20 protein-coding genes are annotated in these 26,865 nt (G+C 67.7%); 16 read left to right on the top strand and 4 right to left on the bottom strand.

Annotated features, from left to right (window positions below; translation table 11 throughout):
• The 7 genes from IEY63_RS21420 to IEY63_RS21390 all read left to right on the top strand — a co-directional run.
• Window positions 1-757 (top strand): serine hydrolase domain-containing protein (locus IEY63_RS21420; protein WP_189071021.1); only part of this gene is annotated, 757 nt, incomplete at its 5' end.
• 372 nt (window positions 758-1,129) lie between these two features.
• On the top strand, window positions 1,130-1,591 hold the full coding sequence (locus IEY63_RS21415) for an Rrf2 family transcriptional regulator (protein ID WP_189071020.1): 462 nt from the start codon (window positions 1,130-1,132) through the stop codon (window positions 1,589-1,591).
• Window positions 1,581-2,510 carry an NAD(P)/FAD-dependent oxidoreductase gene (locus tag IEY63_RS21410; protein WP_189071019.1) on the top strand — a complete coding sequence of 310 codons (930 nt, stop codon included), beginning with the start codon at window positions 1,581-1,583 and terminating at the stop codon, window positions 2,508-2,510. Before IEY63_RS21415 ends, IEY63_RS21410 begins: the two co-directional genes overlap by 11 nt.
• 213 nt (window positions 2,511-2,723) lie before the next feature.
• Complete coding sequence (locus tag IEY63_RS21405) at window positions 2,724-3,470, top strand: GntR family transcriptional regulator (protein WP_189071018.1); 747 nt, start codon at window positions 2,724-2,726, stop codon at window positions 3,468-3,470.
• Between the two features lie 72 nt (window positions 3,471-3,542).
• A complete protein-coding gene (locus IEY63_RS21400; RefSeq protein WP_189071017.1) occupies window positions 3,543-4,583 on the top strand; it encodes an SIS domain-containing protein in 1,041 nt (346 codons plus the stop codon).
• A 1-nt stretch (window position 4,584) separates the two neighbouring features.
• Window positions 4,585-5,415: a PfkB family carbohydrate kinase gene (locus IEY63_RS21395; protein ID WP_189071016.1), complete on the top strand. Its 831-nt coding sequence runs from the start codon at window positions 4,585-4,587 to the stop codon at window positions 5,413-5,415.
• Between the two features lie 26 nt (window positions 5,416-5,441).
• A complete protein-coding gene (locus tag IEY63_RS21390; protein WP_189071015.1) occupies window positions 5,442-6,212 on the top strand; it encodes an ABC transporter substrate-binding protein in 771 nt (256 codons plus the stop codon).
• Window positions 6,213-6,500: 288 nt separating this feature from the next.
• On the opposite strand, the gene IEY63_RS21385 is transcribed toward IEY63_RS21390, so the two are convergent.
• Window positions 6,501-7,292, bottom strand: coding sequence for a hypothetical protein (locus IEY63_RS21385; RefSeq protein WP_189071014.1), 792 nt, complete (start codon window positions 7,290-7,292; stop codon window positions 6,501-6,503).
• Between the two features lie 985 nt (window positions 7,293-8,277).
• Between IEY63_RS21385 and IEY63_RS21380 the strand changes: the two genes are divergently transcribed.
• The 8 genes from IEY63_RS21380 to IEY63_RS21345 all read left to right on the top strand — a co-directional run bounded on the left by IEY63_RS21380 (window position 8,278) and on the right by IEY63_RS21345 (window position 20,572).
• A complete protein-coding gene (locus tag IEY63_RS21380) occupies window positions 8,278-9,501 on the top strand; it encodes an MFS transporter (RefSeq protein WP_189071013.1) in 1,224 nt (407 codons plus the stop codon).
• A 513-nt stretch (window positions 9,502-10,014) separates the two neighbouring features.
• Window positions 10,015-10,833 (top strand): class I SAM-dependent methyltransferase, encoded by an 819-nt coding sequence (locus IEY63_RS21375; protein WP_189071012.1) that lies wholly within the window; start codon window positions 10,015-10,017, stop codon window positions 10,831-10,833.
• Window positions 10,834-11,247: 414 nt separating this feature from the next.
• A complete protein-coding gene (locus tag IEY63_RS21370; RefSeq protein WP_189071011.1) occupies window positions 11,248-12,114 on the top strand; it encodes a hypothetical protein in 867 nt (288 codons plus the stop codon).
• Window positions 12,114-16,868, top strand: a complete 4,755-nt coding sequence (locus tag IEY63_RS21365) for a beta strand repeat-containing protein (RefSeq protein ID WP_189071010.1) — start codon at window positions 12,114-12,116, stop codon at window positions 16,866-16,868. The genes IEY63_RS21370 and IEY63_RS21365 overlap by 1 nt, the downstream gene beginning before the upstream one ends.
• A 32-nt stretch (window positions 16,869-16,900) precedes the next feature.
• Window positions 16,901-17,419 carry a phage tail protein gene (locus IEY63_RS21360; protein ID WP_189071009.1) on the top strand — a complete coding sequence of 173 codons (519 nt, stop codon included), beginning with the start codon at window positions 16,901-16,903 and terminating at the stop codon, window positions 17,417-17,419.
• Window positions 17,420-17,422: 3 nt separating this feature from the next.
• Window positions 17,423-17,926, top strand: coding sequence for a phage tail protein (locus IEY63_RS21355; RefSeq protein ID WP_229784847.1), 504 nt, complete (start codon window positions 17,423-17,425; stop codon window positions 17,924-17,926).
• 22 nt (window positions 17,927-17,948) lie between these two features.
• On the top strand, window positions 17,949-18,494 hold the full coding sequence (locus IEY63_RS21350; protein WP_189071008.1) for a phage tail protein: 546 nt from the start codon (window positions 17,949-17,951) through the stop codon (window positions 18,492-18,494).
• Window positions 18,495-18,811: 317 nt separating this feature from the next.
• Window positions 18,812-20,572, top strand: a complete 1,761-nt coding sequence (locus IEY63_RS21345) for a hypothetical protein (RefSeq protein ID WP_229784846.1) — start codon at window positions 18,812-18,814, stop codon at window positions 20,570-20,572.
• Here IEY63_RS21345 and dbpA read toward each other — a convergent pair.
• On the bottom strand, window positions 20,548-21,972 hold the full coding sequence (gene dbpA / locus IEY63_RS21340; RefSeq protein ID WP_189071007.1) for an ATP-dependent RNA helicase DbpA: 1,425 nt from the start codon (window positions 21,970-21,972) through the stop codon (window positions 20,548-20,550). The two genes, IEY63_RS21345 and dbpA, sit on opposite strands and share 25 nt — an antisense overlap.
• A gap of 272 nt (window positions 21,973-22,244) precedes the next feature.
• On the opposite strand from dbpA, the gene IEY63_RS22360 reads away from it, so the two are divergent.
• The gene (locus IEY63_RS22360) at window positions 22,245-22,556 is read left to right on the top strand and encodes a GGDEF domain-containing protein (protein ID WP_189071022.1); all 312 of its coding nucleotides are present in this window, start codon (window positions 22,245-22,247) and stop codon (window positions 22,554-22,556) included.
• A gap of 1,241 nt (window positions 22,557-23,797) precedes the next feature.
• Here the strand turns inward: IEY63_RS22360 and IEY63_RS21330 are convergent.
• Together IEY63_RS21330 and IEY63_RS21325 are read right to left on the bottom strand one after the other, a co-directional pair.
• Window positions 23,798-25,519, bottom strand: coding sequence for a S8 family serine peptidase (locus tag IEY63_RS21330; protein WP_189071006.1), 1,722 nt, complete (start codon window positions 25,517-25,519; stop codon window positions 23,798-23,800).
• Window positions 25,520-26,198: 679 nt separating this feature from the next.
• A complete protein-coding gene (locus tag IEY63_RS21325; protein WP_189071005.1) occupies window positions 26,199-26,705 on the bottom strand; it encodes an HD-GYP domain-containing protein in 507 nt (168 codons plus the stop codon).
• Window positions 26,706-26,865: the final 160 nt, after the last annotated feature.

Raw genomic sequence — 26,865 nt, 5'->3', positions numbered from 1 at the left:
CTCCAGTGTGCTCGTCCCTCTCTTCGAAAGGGTCAGATTCTGGAAGTCATCTCTGGAGCACTACCACGAGGTTCTGGAACTCCTGATGGAGGAAACCGCCCATCAGCCCTTTCCTGAGTTGATGCAGCGTCAGGTGCTGCGTCCACTGGGCATGACGCACAGCTTGTTCGCTCAGCCGCTCCCGGAGGGGCTGGCCGGGCTCGCTGCTCAGGCGCACACGTCCACAGGTGAACCACTGGCTGGGCGGTGGCACACGTACCCGGAACTGGCCGCGGCTGGCCTGTGGTCAACGCCGAGTGACCTTGCCCGGTGGCTCCTGGCTCTCGCCAGAGCTGCGAATGCGCGCGAGGGTGCTCTCCTGAGCCGGGAAGTCACGCGGCAGATGCTGACCGACCACACCCCTGGACTGGCCCGGTGGTGGTCCGGTCACGCGTACGGTCTCGGGTTGAAATTGCAGGGCCGCGGCGTGTCATTCTCGTTCGGCCACACGGGCATCAATCAGGGGTACCGGGCGGTGGCCGTCATGTATCCCCGCACGGGGCAGGGCGTCGTCGTCATGACGAATGGAGAGAACGGCGAAGCGTTGGCTCGGGAAATCGTGCGTGGCGTCGCGACCACCTACGATTGGCCGGAGGATCACACCAGCAGAACCGTGTGGTCCGCACTGGCCGCGCTCGCTCTCCTCAGCGTCATCTGCTGGCATCAACTCAGAAAACCGCGCTTGAAGAGGGGCAGGCGGGTCGAGGAAATGGAATGAGAGCAGGCGCCGTCCGGGTAAGCAGGCTCGGCACGGGCACCTGTGTGTTCGTCTGAGGTCCTGCCTGAGCGGCCTCCGTTCACCTGGCTCGCCGAGGCTGAGCCGGTGCAGTCAGGTCCACTCTCCCTCCGCGTGGGCGCGCCGGCGCGCCTTGTAAGAGGTGCCGACTCCGATGTCAGATTGGAGAACCCAGCTCTTCTAGGTGTCGTGGCCATGACCTGAACAGTGGGCCTGCCTGCATTGGGATGACTTCTCTTGGGCCGTCCGTCAGGCAGTCAGGTCATTCGCTGAGGACAACAGCGCCTGTTGCAGGATGATTTACCCATTCGCTTTCTTGACACCGCACAAACGTCATGTAACAGTGCATGTGCCATGAGCCTCGATAGCCGACTCTCCAGCGTGCTCCACCTGCTCCTCCACCTGATGGACGCCCAGACCGCCACGCCGTCCGAGCGTCTTGCCAGCGCCCTGAACAGCAACCCCGTCGTGGTCCGCCGCACCATGGCTGGGCTCCGGTCCGCGGGGCTCGTCACCTCTGAAAAAGGACACGGAGGAGGCTGGCGACTCGCGTGCGACCCAGCCCAGACGACCCTCCTGGATGTCTACCGGGCGCTGGGTTCACCGACGCTGTTCGCCCTCGGCAACCGCTCCCACAGCCCCACCTGCCTGATTGAGCAGGCCGTCAACACCACCCTGAACGACACCCTCGCGGACGCGGAGTCCCTCATCACCGCGCGGCTTCAGACCCTGACGCTGGCTGCCCTCGCCAGTGACTTCCACGCCCGACTCCACGTGCCCCTCTGTGCCCCGCAGGAGAACACCCATGCTCTTTGACGCCCTGGTGATCGGTGGCAGCTACGCCGGGCTGTCCGGCGCGATGCAGATTGCCCGCAGCGGCCGCCCCGTCTGTGTCCTCGACGGCGGGCAGCCCCGCAACCGCTTCGCCGCCCACTCACACGGTTTTTTCGGCCAGGACGGACGGCCGCCGCGTCACATGATCGCCGACGCTCGCGCCGATCTGGCCGCCTACCCGAACGTCACGGTGCTGGACACCCTGGCGACCACGGCCCAGCGGGACGCCGAGGGCTTCACCGTCACCCTCGCCTCCGGCGAGGTGCTCCGCGCCAGAACGCTCCTGCTGGCCCACGGGGTGGTGGACCAGCTGCCCGATCTTCCCGGCGTGGCCGAGCGCTGGGGGCAGACCGTCCTGCACTGTCCCTACTGTCACGGGTACGAGGTGCGGGGTGCCCGGCTGGGCGTGCTGAGTGTGACGCCGCTGTCCACGCATCAGGCGCTCCTGATTTCGGACTGGGGACCCGTCACCTTCTTCCTGAACGGCCACCCACAGCCCGACGCGGTGACCCTGGCGAAGTTCGCTGAACGCGGCATCACGATCGAGCCTGAGGAAGTCGTTGGTGTGGAGGGCGCCGCTTCCACCCTGGACGGCCTGCGCCTGATCGACGGTCGCCTGATTCCGGTCGACGCCCTGTTCCTGGCGTCCCACATTCGTCCGGCCACGGACCTGGCGGAGCAGCTGGGCTGCGCGTTCGAGGAAGGCCCTCAGGGCGTCTGGATTCAGACTGACGCTTCCAGACAGACCACTGTACCGGGCGTGTATGCGGCGGGGGACCTGACCTCCCGCGGCGGCAACGCCTCCCTGGCTGCTGCCGATGGCGTCCTCGCCGGAGTGTCGCTGCACCAGGCTCTGATCTTCGGGCCGCTCTCGGCACTGGCGCAGGTGGCCCCGGACTGACCGGACATTCAGCTCTGTGGTCTTCCCCGGGGCCGCCCACGTCCTCATCGGTTGTCTTTGACGAGCCGCTCCAGCTGGTGGCCTCACAGGTCAGCAGTTCGCTGGTCCGGACCGTGCCTGCCCGTGTGCGTGGGATCTGGCTGGCACCGATTCCCGAGCTGCCTCGGCCCTGCCGGGTGATTCGCGCGCGGTGTCTGCGGCATGCTAGGAGCAATGACGGATGACGGAACACCACGGCGGTACCTGAAGGTTCAGCAGCACCTGCAGGACCTGGTGACGGGCGGCGAGTACCAGCCGGGCGATAAGGTGCCCTCCGAGCGCGAGCTGGCCCTGACCCTGGGCGTGAGCCGCATGACGGTGCGCCGCGCGGTGGACGCGCTGGTCAGGATGGGGCTGCTCACGCGGGACAGTACGGCAGGCACGCGCGTGAGCAGCCCGAAAGTCCGGCGGCTGCTGAATCACGCGCACCTGCACAGCATCACGCAGATGGTGGCGGCCACGGGTGGCCGGGCGGGGGGCCGCCTGCTGGAGTTTCAGACGGGCGTGGCGTCGGGTCGGGTGGCCGAGAAGCTGGGGGTCGCGGCGGGCAGCCCGGTGGTCGTGATCCGGCGCCTGCGGCTGGTGGATGACGTGCCGTTCTGCCTAGAGACGAGTTACCTGTCGGCGCAGCGGGTGCCGGGGCTGGCGGCCCAGGACCTGCTGGACGGCGCGTCCCTGTACCAGGTGCTGGCAGACCGTTACGGGATCGCGGCGGCGGTGGGGGAGAGCGTGATCAGCGTATCGGTGGCGACCGCAGCGGAAGCGCAGGCGCTGAACCTGCCGGACCAGCACGCCGTGCTGCTGTACCGGTCGGTCGTGCAGGACACGCAGGGTCAGCCGTTCGAGTACCTGACGTCGGTGAATCACCCGAACCTAGTGGTGTTCAACATCGGGGAGGGCCGTTCAGCGCCGTCGTCCTGAGGCTGGGCGGCACTTGACTGGGCGGGTGACCAGTCGTAGGCTTGGTCTATACCAAGTAGACCAAGGAGCTGTATGACCCTGACCGACACCCGCCCACCCGTCCAGGCGACCCCCATTGACCGGGACCTGATCGTCAGCAGCCTCCAGGGCGCTCTGCAGGCCAAGAACGCCGCGGCGCACCTGGGCCGCAACCTCGCCCACCAGATTGACCGCATCTATTTCGTGGCCTGCGGCGCGCCCAACCGCGTCATGCTCGGCCTGGAGTACTGGCTGGACCAGGCGCAGACCGACCTTCAGGTCAAACGGTACTTCCCGGCGGAATTCCTGGCCCTGGCCCCCCGCCTCGACGAACGCACCCTGGTGGTCCTCGCCTCCAAATCCGGCACGACGCAGGAAACCGTGGAGGCCGCGCAGTTTCTGCGGGACCAGCCCTGCCGCACCCTGGTGGTCACCACCACCGCCGACAAACCACTGGCGCAGGGGGCGGACCACCTCTTCCTGATGGGCGAGACCGAGCAGGCCCACACCGGCATCTACATCGTGCTCCAGGGCTTCTTGGCCGGGCTGCTCGACGGCCGCCAGGGCTACTCCCTCCACGACGCGGTCCTGCGGTCCCTGGACGCCCTGCCGGACGTGCTCGTCGAATCGGCCGAGCTCAGTGACGCTCGCGGCCAGGCCGACGCGCACACCTACAAGGATGACCACACCCTGTACCACCTCGCCTCGGGACCTGTGTTCACCACCGCGTACGTGTTCGGCGTGTGCATGCTGATGGAAATGCAGTGGCTGCACAGCGTGCCCTTCGAGGCCGCCGAGTGGTTCCACGGTCCCTTTGAGATTCTGGATGCCCAGACGCCCGTGATGATCTTGCTGGGCGAGGACCCCAGCCGCCCCCAGGCCGAGCGCGCCCTGACCTTCTGCCAGAAGTACACCGACCGCCTGATGGTGTACGACGCCCGCGACCTGCCCATGACCGGCGTTGACCCGGAGGTGCGCGCCCTGTTCGCGCCCTACGCGCTTCAGGCGGCGCTCAACCGCTTCGCCGAGCACCTCGCGGCCCAGCGCAACCACTCGCTGGACACCCGCCGCTACATGTGGGTCACGGACTACTGACGTGCCCCGCCTGCTCGGCATCGGTGACAACACCGTGGACGTGTACCTGAGCCAGGGCGTCATGTACCCGGGCGGCAACACCGTGAATGTCGCGGCCCTCAGCGCCCGTCTGGGCCACCCAGCCAGCTACGTCGGCTGCGTCGGCCGTGACGCCGCCGGGCAGCTGATCCTGCGCGCGCTCCAGGCCGAGGGGGTGGACGTCACCCGCTGCCGACAGGTCAAGGGCCAGACCTCCTGGAGTGCGATCCAGCACCGTGAAGGCGACCGCTATTTCGTGGGCAGCGACGCCGGCGTGCAGGGCAACTGGACCCTCACGGACGACGACCTGGCCTTCGTGGCCGCCCACGACGTGGTGCACAGCAGCCTCTACAGCGGCCTGGACGACCAGCTGCCCCGCATCCGCGAGGCCGCGCGGGTGCTGACCTACGACTTCTCCTCCGAGTGGACGCCAGGGGGGCTGGCCCAGGTCGCGCCGCTGCTGGACGTGGCCTTCCTGTCGGCCGGTGAGGGCGAGACCGGGCAGGCCCTCGACCTGGCCCGCAGCGTTGCCGAGCAGGGCGCGCGCGTGGTGGTCGTCACCCGGGGCGCGCAGGGCGCCCTGGCCCTCCTGGACGGCACCGTGTTCAAGCAGTCCGTCGTGCCCACCCAGGTGACCGACACGCTGGGCGCCGGCGACGCCTTCATCACCGCGTTCCTGCACCACTGGACCACCCACCACGACCTGCCGGGCGCCCTGAACGCCGGCGCCCACGAGGCGGCACGCAACTGCGCCGTGCACGGCGCCTTCGGGCACGGCGTGCCCATCCCGGCCCACCACCCCGCCCTGTCCTGAGCCCCCCTGCCCCTGAGGAGAAACGCATGCGTGCCCCCCGCCTGTTCGCCCTGCTGGCCCTCGTCCCCGTTCTCAGTGCCGCGCCAGCTCAGGCCGCCACCCTCGCGCAGATCAAGGCGTCCGGGGTGCTGCGACTGGCCACCGAAGGCAACTACCCGCCGTTCAACTTCTACAAGAACAAGACCCTCAGCGGTTTCGAGGTGGACCTGGGCAACGCCATCGCCAAGCAACTCGGCGTCAAGGCCCAGTGGACGACCGTGGTGTTCGAGAGCCTGCTGCTGGGTCTGGACCGTGACCGTTACGACCTCGTGATCGCCTCGCACGGCATCACGCCGCAGCGCCAGAACGCCGTGGCCTTCAGCACCCCCCACTACTGCAGCGGCGGCGTGCTGGTCGCCCGCCCAGGCGGACCCCGAACCCTGGCAGACCTCAAGGGCAAGGTGGTCACCATGGGCGTGAACACGTCCTACCTGGGCTACGTGCAGAAACTGCCCGGCATTGGGGGCGTCAAGACCTTCTCCACCACCAACGACCAGCTCCAGGCGGTCCTGGCCGGCCGCGCCGACGCCATGGTGCTGGACCGGTTCAATGCCATTGACGCCGCCAAGGTGATGCCCGGAAAACTCCAGCTGGGGGACGTGGTGTTCCCCGAACGGATTGGCATGGCTATGCGTAAAGGCAACACCGATCTGCAACAGGCCGTGAACAAGGCGCTGGCCACCCTGATGGCCAACGGCACGTACGCCAAGCTCAGTCAGAGTTACTTCGGTCAGGACGTCCGCTGCCCCGCCCCATAAGGCATAGTCTGACCAGCAAGGCGGCAGCGGCAGGGGCGGTGTCACTGACGCTGTGCGAAGCGCTCTTCCAGGCCGCAGTTGTTCAGTGCTGATGGGGTGGACGCTGTGACGGACGGCGTGGTCTGCTGACCGCACGAGGTGAACGACGATGGGTGGCGTCGCCCGGTCACGCCCGAGTGTGACGACCACGAGGCGCCCTGGCGCGTACCGACACACGCCGGACGAGTGCCCCGGCTGAGATCAGACGACGCGCAGGCCCAGTAGCCTTTCTTCGACCCAGGTGTGCTGTCAGCGCCAGCGTTCCACTGCTTCGCGGGGCAGCGTGGTCCACTCCACGTCATGGATGGAGGTCTCTCCGGCGTACGACGAGGTGGACCGGCGCAGCAGGGCATTCCACCCCCTTGTCAGTGAGAAGTTCACCCGTACGTTTTCCTGGGCGAACGTGCGCGTGCTGCCCTGCCTGTAGCCAGAGACGCAGCGCTGCTCACCGCGCACCGTGACGTCCTGTGCCGCGTACACCCACCGCACGTCCGGCCAGCCGACAACTCCATACGCCGTGAGATCCGGCACGATGGGCGCTACCGTTGTCACCGGGCTGGTCTGGGGCGTGACGCTCACCGTGACGTCTTTCAGCTTGTAGTGCGGCATCTGCCTCGAGACTTGCAGGGTGACCGTCGCCAGCGCATCCAGTTCATGCACCGGGCAGACTGCGGTGGGGACCGTGCTGCTGCCCGTGCCCAGCTCCTGCAGGAGTGGCACCGTCTGATCACCTCCAAGGGGTGCCGTCCCCGTGATCTGCCCACCGGGCTGCACCTCCCCGACCGGAACATCCTGGCCGGTGGCGCTGAACATGTAGAGCGGCACGGGGCGGGTGGCGCGCCAGGACGCCACGAGGCCGTTCAGGGCGTACGTCTCGCCGAGCGTGAAGGCCGTGAAGTCCGGGAAGGGTAGCCGTGGTCCGTTGACGTAGTGGGGCCGCACTTCGTCAGGGCTGAGATTGACCAGGGGCGTTTGGGTGCCTGGATTGCCGCAGCCACTGAGTAGAGGCGCGATGAACAGACCGACGAGCAGGAGCCGCATGATCACAGCGTAGGGGATGCGCCGGTGGGAGCGCGGCGCATCTGCACAGGGAGTCATCGTGCGCCCAGGATTTTCGTCGGTAAGGACCTGCGCAGTCTGTCCTGAATCGAGATCGCCAACCTGTTTGAGGCGGCGCACCGTGCCGGTCAGGGAGAGGCCGTCGAGGGGCCGGCTTCTGCGATGAGATTGGCCCGACAAGCTGTTCCCTTGCGTCCGGCCTGTTCCGCTTCACATCTGCTCTCCCTGCTGTTGGGCAAGTGGGGGCACCGCACCTGCTCTTGAAACGCTTTCATGAAAATACCCGGGTAATATTGACACTTCTTTTATACCCGGGTAATATTAGGTTGTGGCTGGGAGTGAGCCGCTAGGACACGTGGCGGCTCACTCCCGTACCACTGACCACTGTTCGCCATCCGAGCACAGCTGACGACCTTCGCCCCGACCTTCATCATCTTCTACGCCCATACAGGCACCCGGTCAATCTGGGTCTTCGCGGTGAATTTGGCGCCGGGATTGCCCGTGCTCACCTCACTCAGAAGCCTGCTGGAAGGGGACACCCCACACTTCGTGTCAGTTCCCGAAAGGTCCCCCTCCCACCACCGAGGTAGCTGAAGCACACCCCAGCGGCGCGTCGGCCAGCCTGCGACGCCTCATGAATGAGGTGCGTCCACGCCACCCTGAATGCGAACGTCTCCTCGGCGCTCAGCCGACAGCGGACATTTCACGTCCGTGGTGGCCGGCGATCTCTCCAGCGTTCAGGACGCAGCCCGCGCGCTGCACGCAGTCGACCGGACCACCTGCCAACACGGGCCCGGGGATGTTTCCGCCCACGCGTTCCACCGCGCAGACCCTGCCTGCGAGGAGGTCAATCACCCGCCCATCCCCTGACCGCCGTCTAACACTCCGGGCGGCCTGGTCTGCCCCTACTCCACGTTGCGTCGGTTCAACGTGGCACACCCGCTTCCACCTTACTTCTGGAGGTTATATGACCACTCCCCGTTCGCCGGGCCTCCCCTTCATTTTCGTGACGCTCCTGATTGACCTGATCGGCTTTGGCGTCGTCATCCCCGTGGGCCCGCAACTGGTGACCCAGCTGACCGGCAATCCCCTTCTCGCTGCGCATAATCTCGGATTCCTCATCGCTATGTTCTCGCTGGCGCAACTGCTGACGGCCCCCGTGCTGGGCACGCTGTCGGACCGTCTGGGCCGCCGACCGGTGCTGCTCGCCAGCACCCTGCTCACGGCCGCCTCCTACGGCCTGGCCGCGCTGGCGCCGTCGCTCGCCTGGCTGTTCCTCGCGCGAGCCCTCGGCGGCATCGGGGGCGCTACGATTGGGGTGGCCAACGCCTACATCGCGGACGTCAGTACGCCCCAGACCCGCGCGCGAAACTTCGGGCTTGCCGGCGCAGCGTTCGGCCTCGGACTCATCGTTGGGCCGGCCCTCGGCGGACTGCTGGGACAGTACGGCCTTCGCCTGCCGTACGGAGTGGCCGCCGCACTCGCGCTGCTCAACTTTGTGTATGGCCTTGTGGTGCTGCCTGAATCGCGACCGCGCAACCAGGCGCCGGTGGCGCTCTCCAGCTTCGTCCCGTTGCGTGCGCTCAGCGTGCTGGGGCACTTCCCGGGCCTCCCGGTGCTTGCGGCGGTGATCACCTGCATGAACCTCGCTCAGCAGTTCCTGACGAGTACCTGGGTGCTGCACGGCACGCTCCGGTACGGCTGGACGACCGGCACCAACGGTGTCTCCCTCGCGGTGGCGGGCGTGGTCAGCGCCTTCGTGCAGGTTGCCCTGTTGCCGCGCGTCCTGGCGCGACTCGGCACCGAGCGCACGGTGACCCTGGGAATCGTTCTGGGCGTGTTGGGGTACGTGGCCTACGGATTGTCGTCGTCGGCGTGGATGGTGTATGCCACGATGCCCATTGGGGCGCTGGCCGGCATCGCCGCCCCGGCTCTTCAGGCGCTCATTGCGGGCCGGACACCCCCAGAGGCCCAGGGGGCTGTGCAGGGCGCCCTGAGTGGCGTGGGCTCGCTCTGCGCCATTGCCGGACCGCTCCTGTCGACCGCGCTGTTCTCGTCCTTCGCCGCCTCGGACGCGCCCATGCACCTGCCGGGTGTGGCCTTCTTCGCCGGTGCCGTGTGCTTTGTGGCTGGCCTCGTGATCTTCCTGGCCAGCCGTTCAGGGCCCGCACCTCAAGGAGAAACGGCGTGAGCGCGCCGAGGGGTCCAAAGACCTTACGCCCTCAGCCGCTGTGGAGCACGTCGCCCATCTGCCTTCAGGGCGCTCCCTGCTGAGTGCTGTGTCGGCCCGCCATCACTGATCGGACCAGGTCCGCGGCCGCGTTCAGCGAGATCGCCAGGGGCGGGTGGTGCGCAAGCCCCTTACATGAAGCTGGGTCTGGATCAGATTGACGGCGGATTGACGGTCACCGGTGCAGACTCAGGCATCTCAGATGCCGGGTCTGCGCTTATGCACGCGGCAGCGCTGCCTGAAGAACGAGATTCCCTCTGCGCCCTGAAAAGCCCCCTGACCTCACTGGTCGTCTCCACCACCATCCACCTGCCACCCTGCCCCGCTATTGCCTGACTATGCACCGCGTTCACCGAAGGGTGAGGCGCCTAAAGCCTCTCGTTGCTGGCAGGCCCTGCACCTCACGTCAATACGGCAGCAGTCCTCATCAGGGACGCCGTTCAGCCCGCCTGCAATTCCCCCTTCAGGAGACCCATGACATCAGACGCTTCGGCCCCCGTCGATCTGTACAACACGTCCTACAGCCAGTACGCCACGGATGCCCAGCAGGCGGTGCGCGCCGCCACGTACGGCGATGATCTGGGACAGACCGGCTGGATGACCGCAGCGGAACTCCAGCACTTCAGCACGCTGCTGGGCCTCACGGCGTCCGCCCACGTGCTGGAAGTGGGGTGCGGTTCAGGCGGCCCGGCCCTCCACCTGGCCGCCACGGTAGGCTGCACCATCACGGGCCTGGACGTCAACGCTTTCGGCGTCCGCACCGCGCAGGACCAAGCCACGCAGCGGCAGCTGAGTCACCTCGCGCAGTTCCAGGTGATTGACGCTGGCGAGGGCCTCCCGTTTGACCCGGACACGTTTGACGCCGTGATCTGCAATGACGCCGTGTGCCACATCCCAGGCCGCACGGAGCTGCTCGCGGAGTGGTTCCGGGTGCTGCGCCCGGGCGGCATGATGCTGTACACCGACGCGATGGTGCTGACGGGTCTGGTGTCGCACGCCGAGATAGCCCGGCGGTCCTCGATTGGCACGTACGTTTACGTGCCACCCGGTGAGAATGAACGCCTGATCGCCCAGGCTGGTTTCGACCTCGTGGCGTGGGAGGATCTGACGTCAGCAGCAGCGGAGATTGCGCGGCGCTGGCATGACGCGCGCGCCACGCACCGTGAGGCGCTGCTGGCGACCGAGGACGAGACGCAGTTTGCGGGGCTGCAGGACTTCCTGTGGTGCGTGCATACCTTGACGGCCGAGCGGCGGCTCTCCCGGCACATGTACCTGGCCCGCAAGCCAGGCTGACGGCCCGTGTCCGGCTCACAGAGCGACAAGTTCCTGGCGCTACCGCGTAGCCCATGGACCGCTGTGATCAATTTGTTTTCAGCTCAACTCTATCCTTGCCACCTGGCTTCTGAAACGGTACCTGCGGCACCAACGTCCCATGTCGTGTTCAGGCGATCCCACTGGTGCACGTCACCCCTCCCCATCAGGGCGCTCTCCCTTCCAGCACAGTGCGGCCATCGTGCCTGAACGGTCGGCTCCTTGACGGTCAAAGCGGGTCTCTCACTCTTCTGCTCTTCCGGCCCTGTGGAGGGGCCTGTCTCCATGCGCATTCACTTACCGGCAGGGTCCCTGCTTCTCCTGAGCCTCATCACCCTACTTGCCAGCTGCTCTTCTCATTCCAGTCCACCGCCCAGCGCCCGCACACTTGGGCTCATGGAGATCACGTTCACGGGCCTGGGCACCGCCCACGTCACGGCCACAGCGCAGCCCGCCCGTGCCCTCGGGCCGCAGAGCACCACGGCGCTGGAGGACGGAATCGAGCTGCGAAGCCTCGCCACCGCTGCTTTCGATGTCGGAAGCCGCAGCTCGGGCGGCCAGCGGTACCTCTCGGCCACGTTTGAGGTCCGCAACGCCTCTGCCTCGGGCGACACGCCCTACGCGAGCGCCCGGCAGAACCTCACGTTCTTCGCGGCCAGCAGCGCCAGCAACTTGAGCGGCACCGCCGTCACCCGACTCGTGCGGTTTGACAACACGGCCGCCGACGCCAGCATTGCCCTGAGCATGCGCCCCACGCACGGGATGCAGTACAGCCCGCTGCTGAACGCCGCTGTCGTCGATGCCCAGGCCGCGGATTTCCAGGCGTTCCGGGAAAGCGAAGTCGACGCTGTGTCCTTGACCAACTCCAGTCCAGCGGCCCTGTTCCCCTACGGGTTCGTGGTGCGCAGCGCCAGTGGTACAGGCCGTTCGCTCCCTGCCAGTCCCGCGCTAGATCAGTTTGATGGCCGGGTCACCTTCGCCTACCGCCTCCCCCTGCAAAGCGTGGCGGCGGACGACCCCTACCAGGTCCGGATTCTCGTGCAGGCCGCTGACACCACTCTGCTGCGCGTCACCGAGAGTCTCGAGGAGCAGGTGACGCCCGCCGCGCAGACGCCCGCCCAGCGCGCCGCAGCCCTCGGGACCGCGGAGGTGGCGACCCTGAAGGGCTCCACCTACACCGGCACGAACGCCGTGCCCCTGTGTCAGGTGCGCACGGCCGGTCCAGCCTCGGCTCCCACTGCCTCGCTCGGAGGTCCCTGCTGATGAAGCGCGTCACGTCCCTTGGTCTCGTCACCGCCCTCACCCTGAGCCTCATTTCGGGCTGCGCGCACCCCACCGCGCCGCACGCCCCGGTGACGGGCACCGCCCCAGTCCCGGTCCCCCCACCCTCCGGACCCGCGCCCGTGCCGACCCCGCCGCCCTCCACCACGCCCGCCCCGACCCCACTGCCCGGCCGCGGCCTGGTCGAGATCACCTTCAGTGACGTCGGCACCGCCGCAATGAGCAGCAGCGCGACCACCTGGGTCCCACCTCACCTTGCCGGGCAGGGCCTGCAGGCGACGACCGGGGACATTCAGCTTGAGGCCGTCTCGCGCGGTTCGTTCACGAGCGGCACCCGCGGCAATGGCGGGTACCGCTACTTGTACGCCACGTTCAAAGTCCGCAACGCCGGAACGGACGGCGTGGCGTACACCACGCCCCGCAGCAACCTCACGTTCATGGCGGCCAGCACGGCCGCCACCCTCAGCGAGAGCGCGCTGAGCACCTTCAAGAAGTTCGACGGCACGAACGCGGCCCCCAGCATCGCCCCGACGATCCTGCCTACGCACGGCATGCGCCTGGACCGCCTGAGCGGGCAACCGACCCTCATGACCGGCGGGGAGGACTTCCAGATCTTCACGGAAGACGAGGTCGATCCAGCCCGTTTCAGCACCCCCACCACCAATGCCGCGCTCGGTGTCACCAGGCTCCTCCCATACGGCTTTGTCGTCCGCAACACCAGCACGCCGGGCAGCCGGTCCCTACCAGCCAATCCCGGCGTGAACCAGTTTGACGGCACCGTGACGTTCGCTGTGAAAGTGCCCCTCCAGGCGAACGCCAGCGATGACCCGTTCACGTTCAGCATGATGTTCAAGGCAGTGGACGATCCCGTTACCCGCGTGACGGAAAGTGTCGAGGAGCAGGGCGCGGGCACGCAGGCCGCGACGCGCGCAGCCGCACTCGGCACGGCGCAGGTCGCGGCCCTGTGCGGCTCGACCTACGCCGGGACTAACCTGAAGTTCATCCCGAGCGTCACCGTGGCTGGCACCACTCAGCGCCTGTCCCGCCTGGGTGGGGACTTCATTCTTCACGACCCGGCCCTGCCCGCCGTGTCCGTCGTGGGGAACACCAGCGTGAACGGCTCAGGCCTGCTGTCCCGCGTGGAAGCCCGCCCGCTGAGCGGCGCGGCGGCCCCGACGCTGACCGTCACCGCCCCAGCCACCAGCGCCCGGGGGGGGGACGTGACCGTCCAGCCGGACGGCAGGTTCACGTTCAACCCCAAAGTGGGCGACGGAAACGTCACGGACACCCTGAACTACTCGGTGTCGGACGGCGCGTGCACCACCCCAGCGGGAACGCTGCAGGTGCCCCTGTCGATCGGTCCGCGCGTCTGGTACGTCAACAACACCAGCGCCGCAGGGACCGCCGACGGCCGCCGATCCGGGCCGTTCTCGACGTTGAGTGCCGCGCAGACTGCGTCGGGCGAAGGGGACATCATTTACGTCTATCGGGGCGACGGCACGAGCACCGGTCAGAACGCCGGGATCACCCTCAAAGCCAACCAGACGCTCCTGGGGCAGGGTTCGGCCCTGGTGGTGCCCTTCAAGGGAGGCGCCGAGCTTGTCACGGTGGAACCCGCTGGCCAGCCGCCCGTGATCGGGCACACCAGTGGCGCGGCCGTGACCCTTGCGGGCACAGGGGCGGGCACGAACCAGATTGCCGGACTCAGCATCTCCGCGGCGGGCACGGGGGCCACAGGAATCGCCGGGTCGAACTTTGGCCAGCTCAACGTGGCGAATATGAACCTCGCCGTCAGTGGCGGTCCGGCCCTGAATCTGGCGGGGGGGCAACTGCAATGGAACTTCTCCACGCTGTCCAGCACCAACAGCACGACCACCGGCCTGACCCTCAAGAACATCACCGGAACGGTGGCGGTCGGTGGCGGCACCATTTCGGGCGCCACTGGCACCGCCGTCGAAGTGGACGGCGGGACCGTTGCCGGCACCGTGGACGCCACGGTCCAGCAGGCCAACGCGGCCCCCCTGCTCCGGGTCGTCAACGGTCACACCGGCGCCCTGACATTCACAGAGAACCTCACGGCCACCAACGGCACCGGCCTGCAATTCGAGAACGCGGACGGCACGTATGAATTCCGGGGTGCAACCACCCTGAACGGCGGGGACGCCGGCATCGACGTCACCTCCGGGTCAGGTGGAACGATCCGCATCGCGGACGGCACGGGCAGCGCGAGCATCACCAATCCCACCAATGAAGCGGTGCGCATCGACGCGAGCAGCGCGACCTTCACGTACGGAGGGTCGATCAGCAAAACCAACGGCTCGGCTGGCATCACGGTCAGCGGCAACACGGCCGGAACCGTGAACTTCACGGGTTCTTCAAAGATCATCACCTCCAGCGGAACGAACGCAGCGCTGAACCTGACGGGGAATGCCGGCGCGACCATCAACTTCACCAGTGGCGGCCTGGCGCTGACGAGCGCGAACGGGACGGCCCTCTCCGCGACGGGCGGGGGCGTCATCACGGTCACGGGCCCGAACAACACGGTCAGCACCACCGGCACGGCGCCCAACGCGGTCAATTTTAGCGGCGTCACGCTCGGCGCGAACGGCGTGAACCTCAGCAGTGTCAGCACGGGCGCCCTGACCAGTGGCGCCGGGTTCCGGGCCAGTGCGGTCGGCAGCGCCGGTGGCGGGGCGTTCATCGTGGGCGCGTTGACCGTGGCCGGGTCTGCCGCCCGGGGCCTGGACCTGACGTCGAACGCCGCGCCGTTCACCTTCACCTCAGCGTCCGTGAACGGCACCGCCGCCGAGGGCATTGCCCTCTCGTCCAACACGGGCGCCGTCGCCATCAATGGCGGGACCGTGGGCAACACGTCGAACACCGCGGGTGACGCGCTGTCCGTGTCGGGCGGCACCGCCCCGGTCACCGTGGCGGCCTCGCTGTCCAAGAGTTCCGCGGGTCGCGTGGCCACCATCACGGGCCGCGCGGCGAACACGACCCTGTCGGGCAACCTGTCGTGCACCAGTGCATGTACCGGCGTGTCGGTGACCGGTAATACCGGCGGGACGCACACGTTCTCCGGCACCACCAAAACGCTGACGACGGGCACCAACCCGGCGGTGACCCTCTCGGGCAACACCGGCGCGACCGTCAACTTCCTGAACGGGAACCTGACGGTCACGACGACCACTGGGAACGGATTGAGTGTGGCGGGGGGCGGCACGTTGACCGTCGAAGGCCCGAACAACACGGTCTCCAGCGCGGGCGGCACGGCCCTGAGCGTTCAGGACACCGCCATCGGCGCGGGCGGCCTGAACTTCAAGAGTGTCACCGCCACGGGCGGCCCGAACGGGATCTTCCTGAAGAACACCGGCGCGACCGCCGGGCTCAGCGTGACGGGGGACGGCACAACGCCGGGCTCAGGCGGCACCATTCAAAACTCAGTGGGCGCGGACGGAGTGGCGGCCGGGAACGGCGTGTACCTCGACAGCACCAGCAGCGTCAGCCTGAAGTGGATGACCTTCACCGGCAGTCAGAACAACGGCGTATACGGCACCGGTGTGCGCGGCTTCACCCTGGACCAGGCGAAGTTCACCGGCACGACCGGAACCAGTGGTAGCGGCTTGTACAACGAATCCGCCGTGCAACTGGTCAACGTGGGGGGCGCCGTACGCGTCACCAATTCGCAGCTGGACGGCGCGGCGTACAACGCAGTGAACATCACCAACACCAGCGGGACCGCACCGGCCCTGAACCCGCTGGTGATCTCGAACAACAAGGTCCTCACCATGCAGGGCAGCGCGCAGGACGTGCGGAGCACAGCGCTGCTGGTGAACCTCACGGACGGCTCTGCCGACATGCAGATCGACAACAATGACGTGCGCGCCTGGTGGGGGAACGCCGTGCACGTCCTGGTGCAGGGGAGCGCGTCGGGCACCGCGCGAATCAGGAATAATTTCGCGGACAACACCAACGGCGCGCTGGCCGCAGCCGGCGGCATCTGGGTGGCCGGGGGCAACCTGAGCTTCAACATCTCCGGCAACACGGTCCGGCACACCAACGGCACGGCCATCAGCGCGGACCGGACCAACGCGGGCACCCTCATGCAGGGCACCATCGAGGGCAACGCCATCGGCGTGTCGGGCGACAACAACTCAGGCTCCGCGGCCGGCTCGGGCATCTTCGCAAGCCATCACGGGCCCGGGACTACGACCCTCGCCATTCGCAACAACACCATCCGGCAGGTGACCGGGCAGGCGGCCGGGGTCATTCGCGTGCTGACCGGCGACGCGACGGGCTTCGGCGGGAGCGGAACCCTGAACGCGACCATTACAGGCAACGACCTGCAACAGACCGGGTCGCCGTCCATCGCCGCCCACATGGCGATTCTGGCGACCATCGGCACGCAGTCCGGCCCACCCAACGATACCGATCAGGCCTGCCTGGACATTGGCGGGAGTACAGCGGCGCTGCGCAACACCATCCTGAACATCAATACTGGCTTTGGCTTTTCAGCGACGTCAGAAAACCGCATCCGGGTGAACCAGCGGTTCGGCACCACCTCGCGCTACCCCGGGTATACGGGCGCGCAGCTGGGCGCGACATCGCAGACCGATCTGGCCACCTACCTGCTTGCCCGTAACACCGCGTCGAACGCGACGAATGCCAATACCTCCACGGGTGGGTTCACCAACACTGCTCCAGCCAACTCGCCCTGTCCGCAACCGGCCCTGTAAGCCCCCCCCATTCGGCAGTCAAGGAGTGTTCCGTGTCCGATCCGTACCTGAGTGAAATCCGGCTCATGAGTTTCGCGTTCGCGCCCAAGGGCTGGGTGGAATGCAACGGGCAGCTGCTCAGCATCAACCAGCACCAGGCTCTGTTCTCGCTGCTGGGCACGCTCTACGGCGGCGACGGCCGCGTGACCTTCGCATTGCCGAATCTGCAGGGCCGGGTGCCCATGCACGAGGGTCTCGGCTGGTCCATGGGGCAGGTGGCGGGCAGCCCCACCGTGACGCTCACGCAGGCGCAGCTGCCCGCCCACACCCACCCGGCGCAGGGGTCCAGCACGGCCAGCGGCACCACCACCGACCCGACCGGCGCGCTGCTTGCCCCGGTGAACGGCGGGTACCGACCGGGGGGCGATCCCCTCACCCCGCTGGACGCGACGTCCGTTACCAGTGTGGGCGGCGGTCAACCCCACGAGAACATGCAGCCGTACCTGACGCTCTCTTTCTGCATGGCCACGGAAGGCGCCTACCCCTCACCGACAGACCCCGCGGAGCGCTGAATCATGACCCCCCACATTGGTGAGATTCGACTGTTCGCTGGGTCCTTTGAGCCGGACGGCTGGATGTTCTGCATGGGACAGCTCGTGCCCATTGAGGCGTATGACCTGCTGTTCAACCTCATCGGCACCACCTATGGCGGCGACGGGGAGACGACGTTCGCCTTGCCTGACCTGCGCAGCCGCGTCCCCGTGCACCAGGGGAACGGCTACGAGGTCGCCCAGTCGGGTGGCGCCGAGCAGGTCACGCTCAAGATCCAGCAGATCCCCGGGCACAGTCACGTCCTCCAGGCCTCCACGAACCTGGGCAGCGCGGTGACCCCCAGCGGGAACGTGCTGGCCCAGACCGCCGGCGGGATTCAGCTGTACTACGAAGGGCAGGCGAGCGAACCGCTCGCCCCGCAGGCGGCCCTCGCGGCGGGGGACAGCCAGCCGCACACCAATCTACAACCCTACCTGGCCATGAACTTCATCATCTCGTTGAGCGGCCTGTTCCCATCCCCCACGTGAAGCGCGCGCCCTGGAGGCCAGAATGGATCAATTCATTGGTGAAATTCGAGTCTTTCCGTTCAGTCTGATTCCATCGGGCTGGGCGCCCTGCATCGGCCAGATCATGCCCATCCGGCAGAACACCGCCCTGTTCTCCGTGCTGGGCACCACGTACGGAGGCGACGGCACGAACACCTTCGGGCTCCCCGATCTCAAGGGCCGCGTCCCGCTGATGCCCGGCCAGGGCGACGAACTCTCCGCCTATACCCTGGGACAGCAGGGTGGCGCCGACACGGTGAAGCTGACCACCGAGCAGATGCCCGCCCATACCCACAGCGTCCTGGCTGACAACCTTGACCCGGCCGACCTGAACGTGCCGTCACCCAGGCGGGTCCTGGCCCTGTCGCAGGGTGTGGGGGCCTATCAACCCAGTGTGGCGAATCCCGTGCCCCTCGCCCCGCAGGCCCTGACTGTCGTCGGGAACGGCCAGCCACACGACAACATGATGCCCTCACTGACCCTGAACTTCTGTATTGCGCTGGTTGGCAACATGCCCACGCGACGGGAGTCGTACGGCGCGCCTGGCTGAACCTGACGCCAGCAACGCAGGAGAAGCAGATCGACTGGAGCACGGGGCAGGTACCTGCGCTCCATGGTGAAGAGGCGCACGGGCGCCTGACCATCAAGACCGGTCTGAGCAGGCCCTCACACACGACGGGTGCCGATTCGTATCGCTCGCGGTCAGGGCGTTCAAACGGGTGGTGCGTTTGCGGGGTTCGTGTAGGGTGCCAGGATGAGCACCAGAATGAGCGTGATCAAGGGGCTGGGCTCCACCCTTAAGGTTGCCTGAAGAGCCGGCCCGGGAAACGTGGCTGGCGTCAGAAAGCCCTGGCCATACTGGGCCACGTGACGTTGTTCCGGACTGCCCGCGCCTTGCTCCTGCTCAGTCAGCTGTCCGCCCCTGGCCTGGCAGCAGACCTCTTCGCCTCTCCCAGCGGAAGCGTGACGGTCGACGGCCGCAGCGTACAGCTGCGCACCACGCCGCAGGTGAGTGGGGACACGCTGCTGCTGCCCCTGCAAGAGATCGCGGCGCTGCTTGGCCGGCCGGCGCAGGTCAGCGGCCCACTGGTCCAGGTGGGCCGCCTCGTCGTGCACCTCGGCACCCGGAGCATGACCATTGACGGTGTGCCCTACGCGGGCCCCCTGGTGGTCACGCCGGGCGGCGACGCGCTCGTGGACGCCAAACTGCTGGCGTACGCCTTGGACGGGCAGCTGACCTCCCGCTCCGGCGGGGTGGCCATCACCGGCGTCCCCGCCAGCGCACCGCCGGTGACCGCCGCGCCCGCCGCGACGTCACCCCTGGCGCCGCCCCGCAGTTCCGCCGCGCCCGTGCCGTCCGCGCCAGCCACGCCAGGTGGCGTGCCCGAAGCCCGGTTCGCCACGAACAAGGCTGTATACGCCCCTGGGGAACGGGTGACCTACACCGACTTCTCGTTCGACCCGGACGGTCTGAATCTCGCGCGTCAGTGGGACGGCATGAACGACGTGTTCTTCACGCCAGGAGAGCACCGCATCTCGCTCGTCGTCACCAACAGCAAGGGCCGCGTCAGTGCACCGTACGCCCGCGTGATCCGGGTGGAGGGCCCGCCGGTGAACACGCCCCTGTCCTACGCGCTGCGCTACGCCCCGATCGGCTCGACCTTCCAGGACACCCGCAACCCCGCCTACCCGGCCCTGATTCCGACCACGCAGGCTGGACCGTCGTATCCACTGCTGTTTAGCGACTCCCCGGAGGCCCCGGCGCGCAGTGGCGTGCTGTACCAGGACCGCGCGACCGGGCGGGTGCGGGTGGTGGCCTACCACCTCAACCGGCTGGGCCGACCGGCGCGGCTGTACGTGCTGGCCCGCCCGCGGGGCACTGGCACGTCCGTGGAGGTGCTGCGTGAAGGCAGCGCGGGCGGCACCGGCATCGAGAGTGTGCTGGGGCAGGTCAGCGTGCTGGATTTCATGACCGGTGCGGGCCGCGCGCCGCAGCCGCTGCCAGCGCAGGGAGTCACGGCGCTGTACACCAGTCCGCTGCTCGCGCCGGAACAGGGCGCCAAGATCCTACTGGACCTGCAGGTCACAGGCGAGGCGGACCTGAGCGTCGTGATGCTCGAGGAGGGCCAGCCGTTGACCGAAGAGACGCTGGTCGCCCTGCCGGTCCTGCCCCCGGACGCGCAGCATCAGCGGGGCACGTTCCCCGGCGCGGTGCGCAGCCTGACCGTCCGCCTGGGCGCCTCCCCCGCGCGGGTCACGCTGGGGGACAGCCTGAGTGACCCGGCCCTCAGCGGCGTGGACGTCCTGACCGGCGCGCCGCAGCGCCTGAGTGGCAACTACGGCGTTCAGTACGACATCACCGTGGAGAACACCGTGCCGGGCACCGGCACCGTGGCCACCTTCGTGCCGCGCGGCGGCCCGTACCGCGGCGGGCTCGTCGTGGACGACGGTGCGGACCGCCAGGTGCTGCGCATCCCGGGCTCCGGGGTGCTTTCCAATGGCGACTCGCCCTTCGTGCTGTGGCGCACGCCGTCCAGGGCCTTCCAGATGACGTTCATCCCGACCGGCGGGTCGTTCTTGCCGGTCTCCCTGGTGTTCTACCCTCACCCGGGTGGGCTGAGCCCCTGACCGGCGGGCGGCGAGATCAACCGCAGTCGGAACCGCCGTCCCTTGATGCTCAGCGCGCTAGATCCCGCCGCGGCGTTCAGGCGCGCGAGCGCTGGAGGCGCCGCTGCCCGGGCCACGGCGGCGTACGTGACACGCCCCGCGACGGTGATCCGGCCCACCTGATCCCGGCTCAGCCCAGCCTCACCGGTCAGGGCGCCGAGCACGTCACCGGGCCGGAGCTTGTCCTGGCGGCTGCCCAGAATGCACAACGTGACCATCGGCGCGGGCTGCGCGTCGCCCGGGCGCAGCTCTTCCAGGGTGCGCCACACCACCGGCGCCGCACGCCTCTCTTCCAGCAGACGCACGAAGGGCCGGTCCTCCGGCGTGCAGAGCGTCAGCGCCAGCCCGCACTCGCCGGCGCGTCCCGTCCGGCCCACGCGGTGAACATACACGTCCGGGTCACGGGACAGGTCAGCGGTGATCACCGCGTCAAGCTGCGCGATATCCAGGCCGCGCGCCGCCACATCAGTCGCGACCAGCACGGCGCAACTGCGGCCCGCGAACTGCTCGAGCGTCTCGTCCCGCTCGCGCTGGTGCAGGTCGCCGTGCAGCGCCAGCGCATCAAAACCCTGCGCCTGTAGGTCGGCAGCGAGCGCCTGGCAGTGCGCCCGGGTATTGCAGAACACCAGCGCGGACCCGGGCTGGTAGTGCCCGAGCAAGCGCGCGACCGCCTCATCCCGCTCACGGGCGCTGACCTCGTAGAAGCGCTCCTCGATCCCGTCGTTGGGGTTCACCGTGTCCACGCGCACCTCCACCGGCCGCCGCAGGAACGCAGCAGTCGCCTGACGGATATCGTCCGGGTAGGTGGCGGAAAACAGCAGTGTCTGCCGTTCCAGGGGACAGGCCCGGACGACACCTTCGATCTCGCCGTAGAAACCCATGTCGGTCATGCGGTCCGCTTCGTCCAGCACCAGGGTCCGCACGTGCGCGAGGTTCAGCGTGCCGCGGCTCAGGTGATCGCGCACTCGGCCCGGCGTGCCGACCACGACGTGCGCGCCGTGCGCCAGGGACGCCGCCTGAGGGCGCAGCGGGACCCCGCCGGTGAGCGTGAGCACCTTGACGTTCCCTTCGCTGCGCGCCAGGCGCCGCAACTCAGCCGCCACCTGATCGGCGAGTTCCCGGGTGGGGCACAGCACCAGCCCCTGCACCGCCGGATTCGCCGAGTCAAGCACCTGCAGGAGACCCAGGCCGAAAACCACGGTCTTGCCACTCCCCGTGCGCGCCTGCGCAATCAGGTCCTGCCCGGCAAGCACGTGCGGCAGGCTCTGAGCCTGAACCGGCGTCATCTCCATATACCCCAGAGAGGACAACGCGGCGCGCAGACTGATCCTGAGTGGCAGGGTTGCGAAGGACGCCGTCACAGCGCTCCCCGGGCAGGACGAGCATCAGCGGGCAGGGGAGGGCGCGGCATACCGGCATTAGACTCCAGGACCATCCCCGCTCGCCACACTGGACCTAGCGGTCGGTGGAGGCCCAGCAGGATGCAGCCCAGAGACATCAAGGCTGCAGGAACGGCCACCCAACGCTTCAACCGAACCCGCAATTTCCGACACCTTTGACCCACGACAAGGTCCGGCCCACCGCCCAGCGGCCTGATGCTGGTGATGCGCCTGTAAGGCAATGACGTGCCGGGCTGACGGGTGCAGGACCAGACGCAGCTGGATGTGGCGGGACGGCCGGGCACGTCCTGCGGCGGCAGGCGGCGCTGGACAGGGCGCATGGCGCGGCGCGTCTGGATGGACTCACGGGCCTCCTGAACCGCCGGGCGTTCGACGATGACGTCCTGCACGTCTCGGAGGGTGTGAACCTTGCGGTGATTGACGTGGACGGCGTGAATGATCGGGAGGGGCACGCGCAGGGCGACAAGCCCTTGCGGGTGTCTGCGCAGGCGCTCCAGGCCAAGGCGGGCACAGGGGCAGGTGCGGAGATGAATTTTCCGTGGTGAGTGCCGGCAGCAGGGATGAGCTGCAGGTGTAGGTGGACATCACCACGCGGGTGGCCCGTGAGGTGGTGGGACCCGTGGGCCAGTGTCGGCGTCGCGTCCGGGAGGCCACAACGCCCGTTCACCTGCTGAGCACCGCGGATGAGTGGATGTACGCCATGAAACGCCGGGAGCACACAGGCCGCCCGTAACGGATTGGCCGCCCCGCCGCGCGCCGGCTTAACCGCACGTGAACCGTACGCTGTGAACGGGTGCACCACGCAAGGTCACTGGAGACGTTGAGGCCACACTCCTCATGCTGGCCTGGAGTGATCCCCCGATCGTCGAATACGGTGGACCATCCGTCTTCTGGCGGAAGGCTGGTGATTCTGGGCCACGTGAAGAGGATCACTTGTGTCAAGGCGTAACCGCGCCAGAAAAACGAAATCAAGCCCGGGCACGTGAAATTCTGGGGTCTGCTCCCGTTCAGGCTGAGCGGGATGAACGGGACGATGACGTACACGAGCGCCGTGGCCCAGTGAGTGTGCTGCTCCATGTCCAGCCCTTCACTCTCGCCGCCACGCGCGAGTCCAGCCGCACCTGGTGCGTCACGTTCAGTGCCGTGTCTGCTCCGGGACGGCGGCCCCCTCAACCCCGGCGGGGTCGAGGGCGGCATCTCGAGAAGGCACGTGGACGTCGGTGGTGTCACGCCCGGATTGTGGCGGGCCACCGACGCGCACGGCGTTGCCCCCATCGTCTTGCTGCAACGACGCCGAGCCACGACAGCGTCCAGGTCATGCTTCTCCCGGCGCCTGGGCGGGTAGGGCCTCCCAGTCACGATCGACACGGACAAACGCTGGCGTTCTGGCGCAACCCTTCGCGAACTTCCGGCGCTCCGTGACGTGGAGCACGGCCAGGTGGGCTCCGCGGCTCGCGGCGACACTCAGGTTGAGCAGTCCCATCGTCCCGCACGACGACACGAGCGTCTGCAACACTAATGCCGATCACGGCGCCGAGCACAGGGATGGTTTGACCTGCACACTCGCAGCATGCCTCTGCACAAGCCGGCCCGCGGCACTCTTCCCGCGAGCCGCGGTCGTCACCACCAGAGACGAGCAGTCGTGCTGTGGCGCGACGTCGGGCGACCGGCAGCCTGAACGTCTGGTCGCCGGTCTCATCGAGGCTTGTTCATCGCTCCACTGCCAACAACCTGCCGCAGCAAGGGCAGGGCGTATTTCACCCTGCCCTGGAATGACGATGAAACCTTAGCGCTTGCCTGCAGCCGCGATGGCTGCAGCCGGATTGACCAGGCCATTCCCGAAGAAGTTGTCCCGCCCGTTCGGGCCGAGGTCGGTGGCCGTGGCACTGAGCAGGGCGCGCAGTTCCGCGTTGCTCAGGTTGGGCTTCGCGGCCCACACCACGGCAGCGGCGCCCGCCACGTGCGGCGTGGCCATGCTGGTCCCGTTGAAGTACTCGTAATCCGACGCGTAGATCGACACGCTGCCCGTCACCGTGCCTTGCTGGGCCGCTGCGAGCGTCGCCTCGCCGTCCGCCTGCGTGATGCCGACCACGGGAATGGCCTGCTGGCTGCCCAGCGTGACGCTGCTCAGCGGGCCAGCCACGTTGTTGTACACGATCACCGCGGCGGCTTTGCTTGCCACGGCGTTGGCCACTTTGACCGCGAAGGCACAGGAGCCGCGTGAAATCAGGGCAATCCGCCCCTCAAGCGCAGAGTTCACCGCGCCGGCCTCACAGAACTGGTTGTTCGCCCCGCCGGCCGCGACGATCGGCATATTGGTCACGCTCGTCGCAGCCGCGAACTCGAAGGGATTGACGCTCTGGTACGCGGCGACCCCAGCAGCGCTGGCGCTGGCCGCGAGACCCGTGCCGACCGGCACGCTCGACAGCACGGCCACGCCCGGCGCGACGAGTTCCTGCTTGCTGTTGTAATTGCTGAAATCGGCGAGGTTCCCCAGGTTGTCCACCGCGCCCACCTTGATGACACTGGGGTAGTCCGATGGGTAGTGAGGCAGTTTAACGCCGTCGTTGCCGGCCGCCGCCACCACCAGGGCCCCCGCGTCGTACGCGGCCTGGAACGCGCGCTTCTCGGTTTTGCTGCCCTCGTCGGAGCCGAGTGACAGGTTGATCACCATGTGGCGTTCCTGGTTCACGCCGCTCTGGCTGGCCAGCTGACTGACGCACCAGTTGACACCCTCCACGACACCTTCAGACGAGCCGCTCCCGTCGTCGCCCAGTACCCGCGCCATGTAGAGGTTCACACCGGGCGCGACCCCGCCGATCCCACGGGCATCCATCCCAGTGGGACCGAGGTTCGAGCCGACGCCATACTGGGCGAAGATCGTGCCGGCCACGTGCGTGCCGTGGTGACTCAGGTCGTTGAGTTCATACGCCGAGTCCCGCTGGTCGTTCATGAAGTTCTTGTACCCCTTGAGCCGCCCGGCAAATTCAGGGTGGTTGGCGTCGATGCCGGTGTCCCCGATGCAGACGGCAATCCCGGACCCGGTGTACTGCTGGGCGTGCAGGGTGGGGACGCCCAGTGCGATGTTGCCGTACGTGAATTCCCCGCTGGGTTTCCAGTTGACGTTGAGGCCGCCCTGCTGACCGCCTGGCTTGCCCAGGACCGTGCCGTCGCTCGTCACGTAGTTGTCGTCGCGGCGCACCACGGCCAGTTCAACGTATTCGACGCTGGGGTCAGCGGCCAGCTTGGTAGCCTGCGCCGGGGTCAGGGTGGCGGACGCCGCCTCAATGCGGGTGAAGGCGCGCCGGAGCTGTCCACCGGCTTTGCGGATGGCGTCGGTGTTGGTGCCCTGGCCGGGTTTGAAGCCCACGAGGTAGGTTCTGGTGGTGCTGGTGGCCTGGGCGCTGACGCTGGAGGGTGCGGGACTGGCCGGCACAGTCGCCTGTTGTCCGCAGGCGGCGAGAGCAAGGGCGAGACCGACGAACAGGATTCCACGGGATGCGTTCATGTTGATCCTTTTAAAGCTTGCGTGAGCAGTGCTTCAGATGGCGTTCAGGTTGTTCGTAGTACCGGTATCCTCTCCCGGGAGCCCGGACTGGTATGTGGATTTCTATACACTTCCGAGCCAGGGTTCAACGGGCGCGCGTTCTGGAAGTCATTGATGGGCATCACTGGGCCGTCAGGCGACCCACACCAAGCCGGCGGCGAGCGAGCATCCCGTCTCTGTTGTTTCGGGGAGCGCCTCAACGTCTCTGGCCAACCAACAATTCATGCCCAACCACGCGAAGGAGGGCTCGGCCACCCAGCGCCTGGGCAGGATGTGGAAGGCCTCTGGACCGCTGCCTTGTGCCTGCTGCCGTTCGTGGACCGCGGATCCTCGCCGCCAGACCTATTCTGCTGAGCAAGAGTGAGCGGTTGTGTTTCGACTTGAACGGGCTACGTCGATCAGCTGGACGTGGTCGGGAGAGGCCCCATCATTCCCGGACACTGGTGTGAGCCTATTCAAGACAACCTGTCCACCCTTTTGGGATCGGCTCAGACCTCAGCGGCTTCGGGATCGAGGCCGTCTACCCACCGCTTGAGACCTGCGGGCGAAGTCCATGGCTGTCGCCGCCTCGCCCGCAGGTAAGGCGTTCATTCAATCAGCGGCACGCACGCGACCACTCTGGCCTGCCGGGCAGCGCGCGTCAGCGCAGGTCCAGAAAGGCGTCCAGCACCACGGGATCAAACGCTAGGCCCCGCCCCCGGCGGAGTGCTGCCAGGGTGTCCGTCTGGGACCACGCCGGCTTGTATGGTCGGGCGCTGGGCAGCGCGTCGTACACGTCGCAGACGCTGATGATGCGCGCCAGCAGGGGGATCTCCTCGCCTTGAAGGCCCCTCGGGTAGCCGCGGCCATCCCACCGTTCGTGATGAGCCGCGATGGCCGATCGAACCGGTGCAGGCAGCTTCAGGGAGTCCTGCACGCCATGCAGCGCCCACTCTGGATGCTGTTTCAGCAGCTGCCTTTCCGCAGGCGTCAGGGGCCCGGCCTTGTCCAGCAGCGCTTGCGGTAAGGGCCGCTTGCCGACGTCATGCAGCAGGGCGGCGAGGTGAAGGGCTGTTTGGTCGCTGCTGCTCAGGTGCAGGGCGCGATTCAACGTGGAGAGGAGCGCGGCGATCGACTCGGCGTGGGGGGCGATCTGGAGGACAGGCATGGCACCTCGTCAGAGCCCACAACGGGCGCGAGACGGTGGTGAAGACCGAGGCCGGAGCCGGCTCACGCCGTCGTCTCCGCCTGCACGGTGAAGCGTTACTGGCCCCAGCAGTTGGCGAGGCCGAACTTGCCGTTCTGGCTCTTGACGCCGCTCATGGCCT

Origin of the sequence: Deinococcus radiotolerans, assembly GCF_014647435.1 — a bacterium.
In the GTDB taxonomy this organism is placed as follows: domain Bacteria; phylum Deinococcota; class Deinococci; order Deinococcales; family Deinococcaceae; genus Deinococcus; species Deinococcus radiotolerans.
Note: the sequence above shows the minus strand (reverse complement) of the source record. Positions and strands in the feature narration are given on the sequence as shown.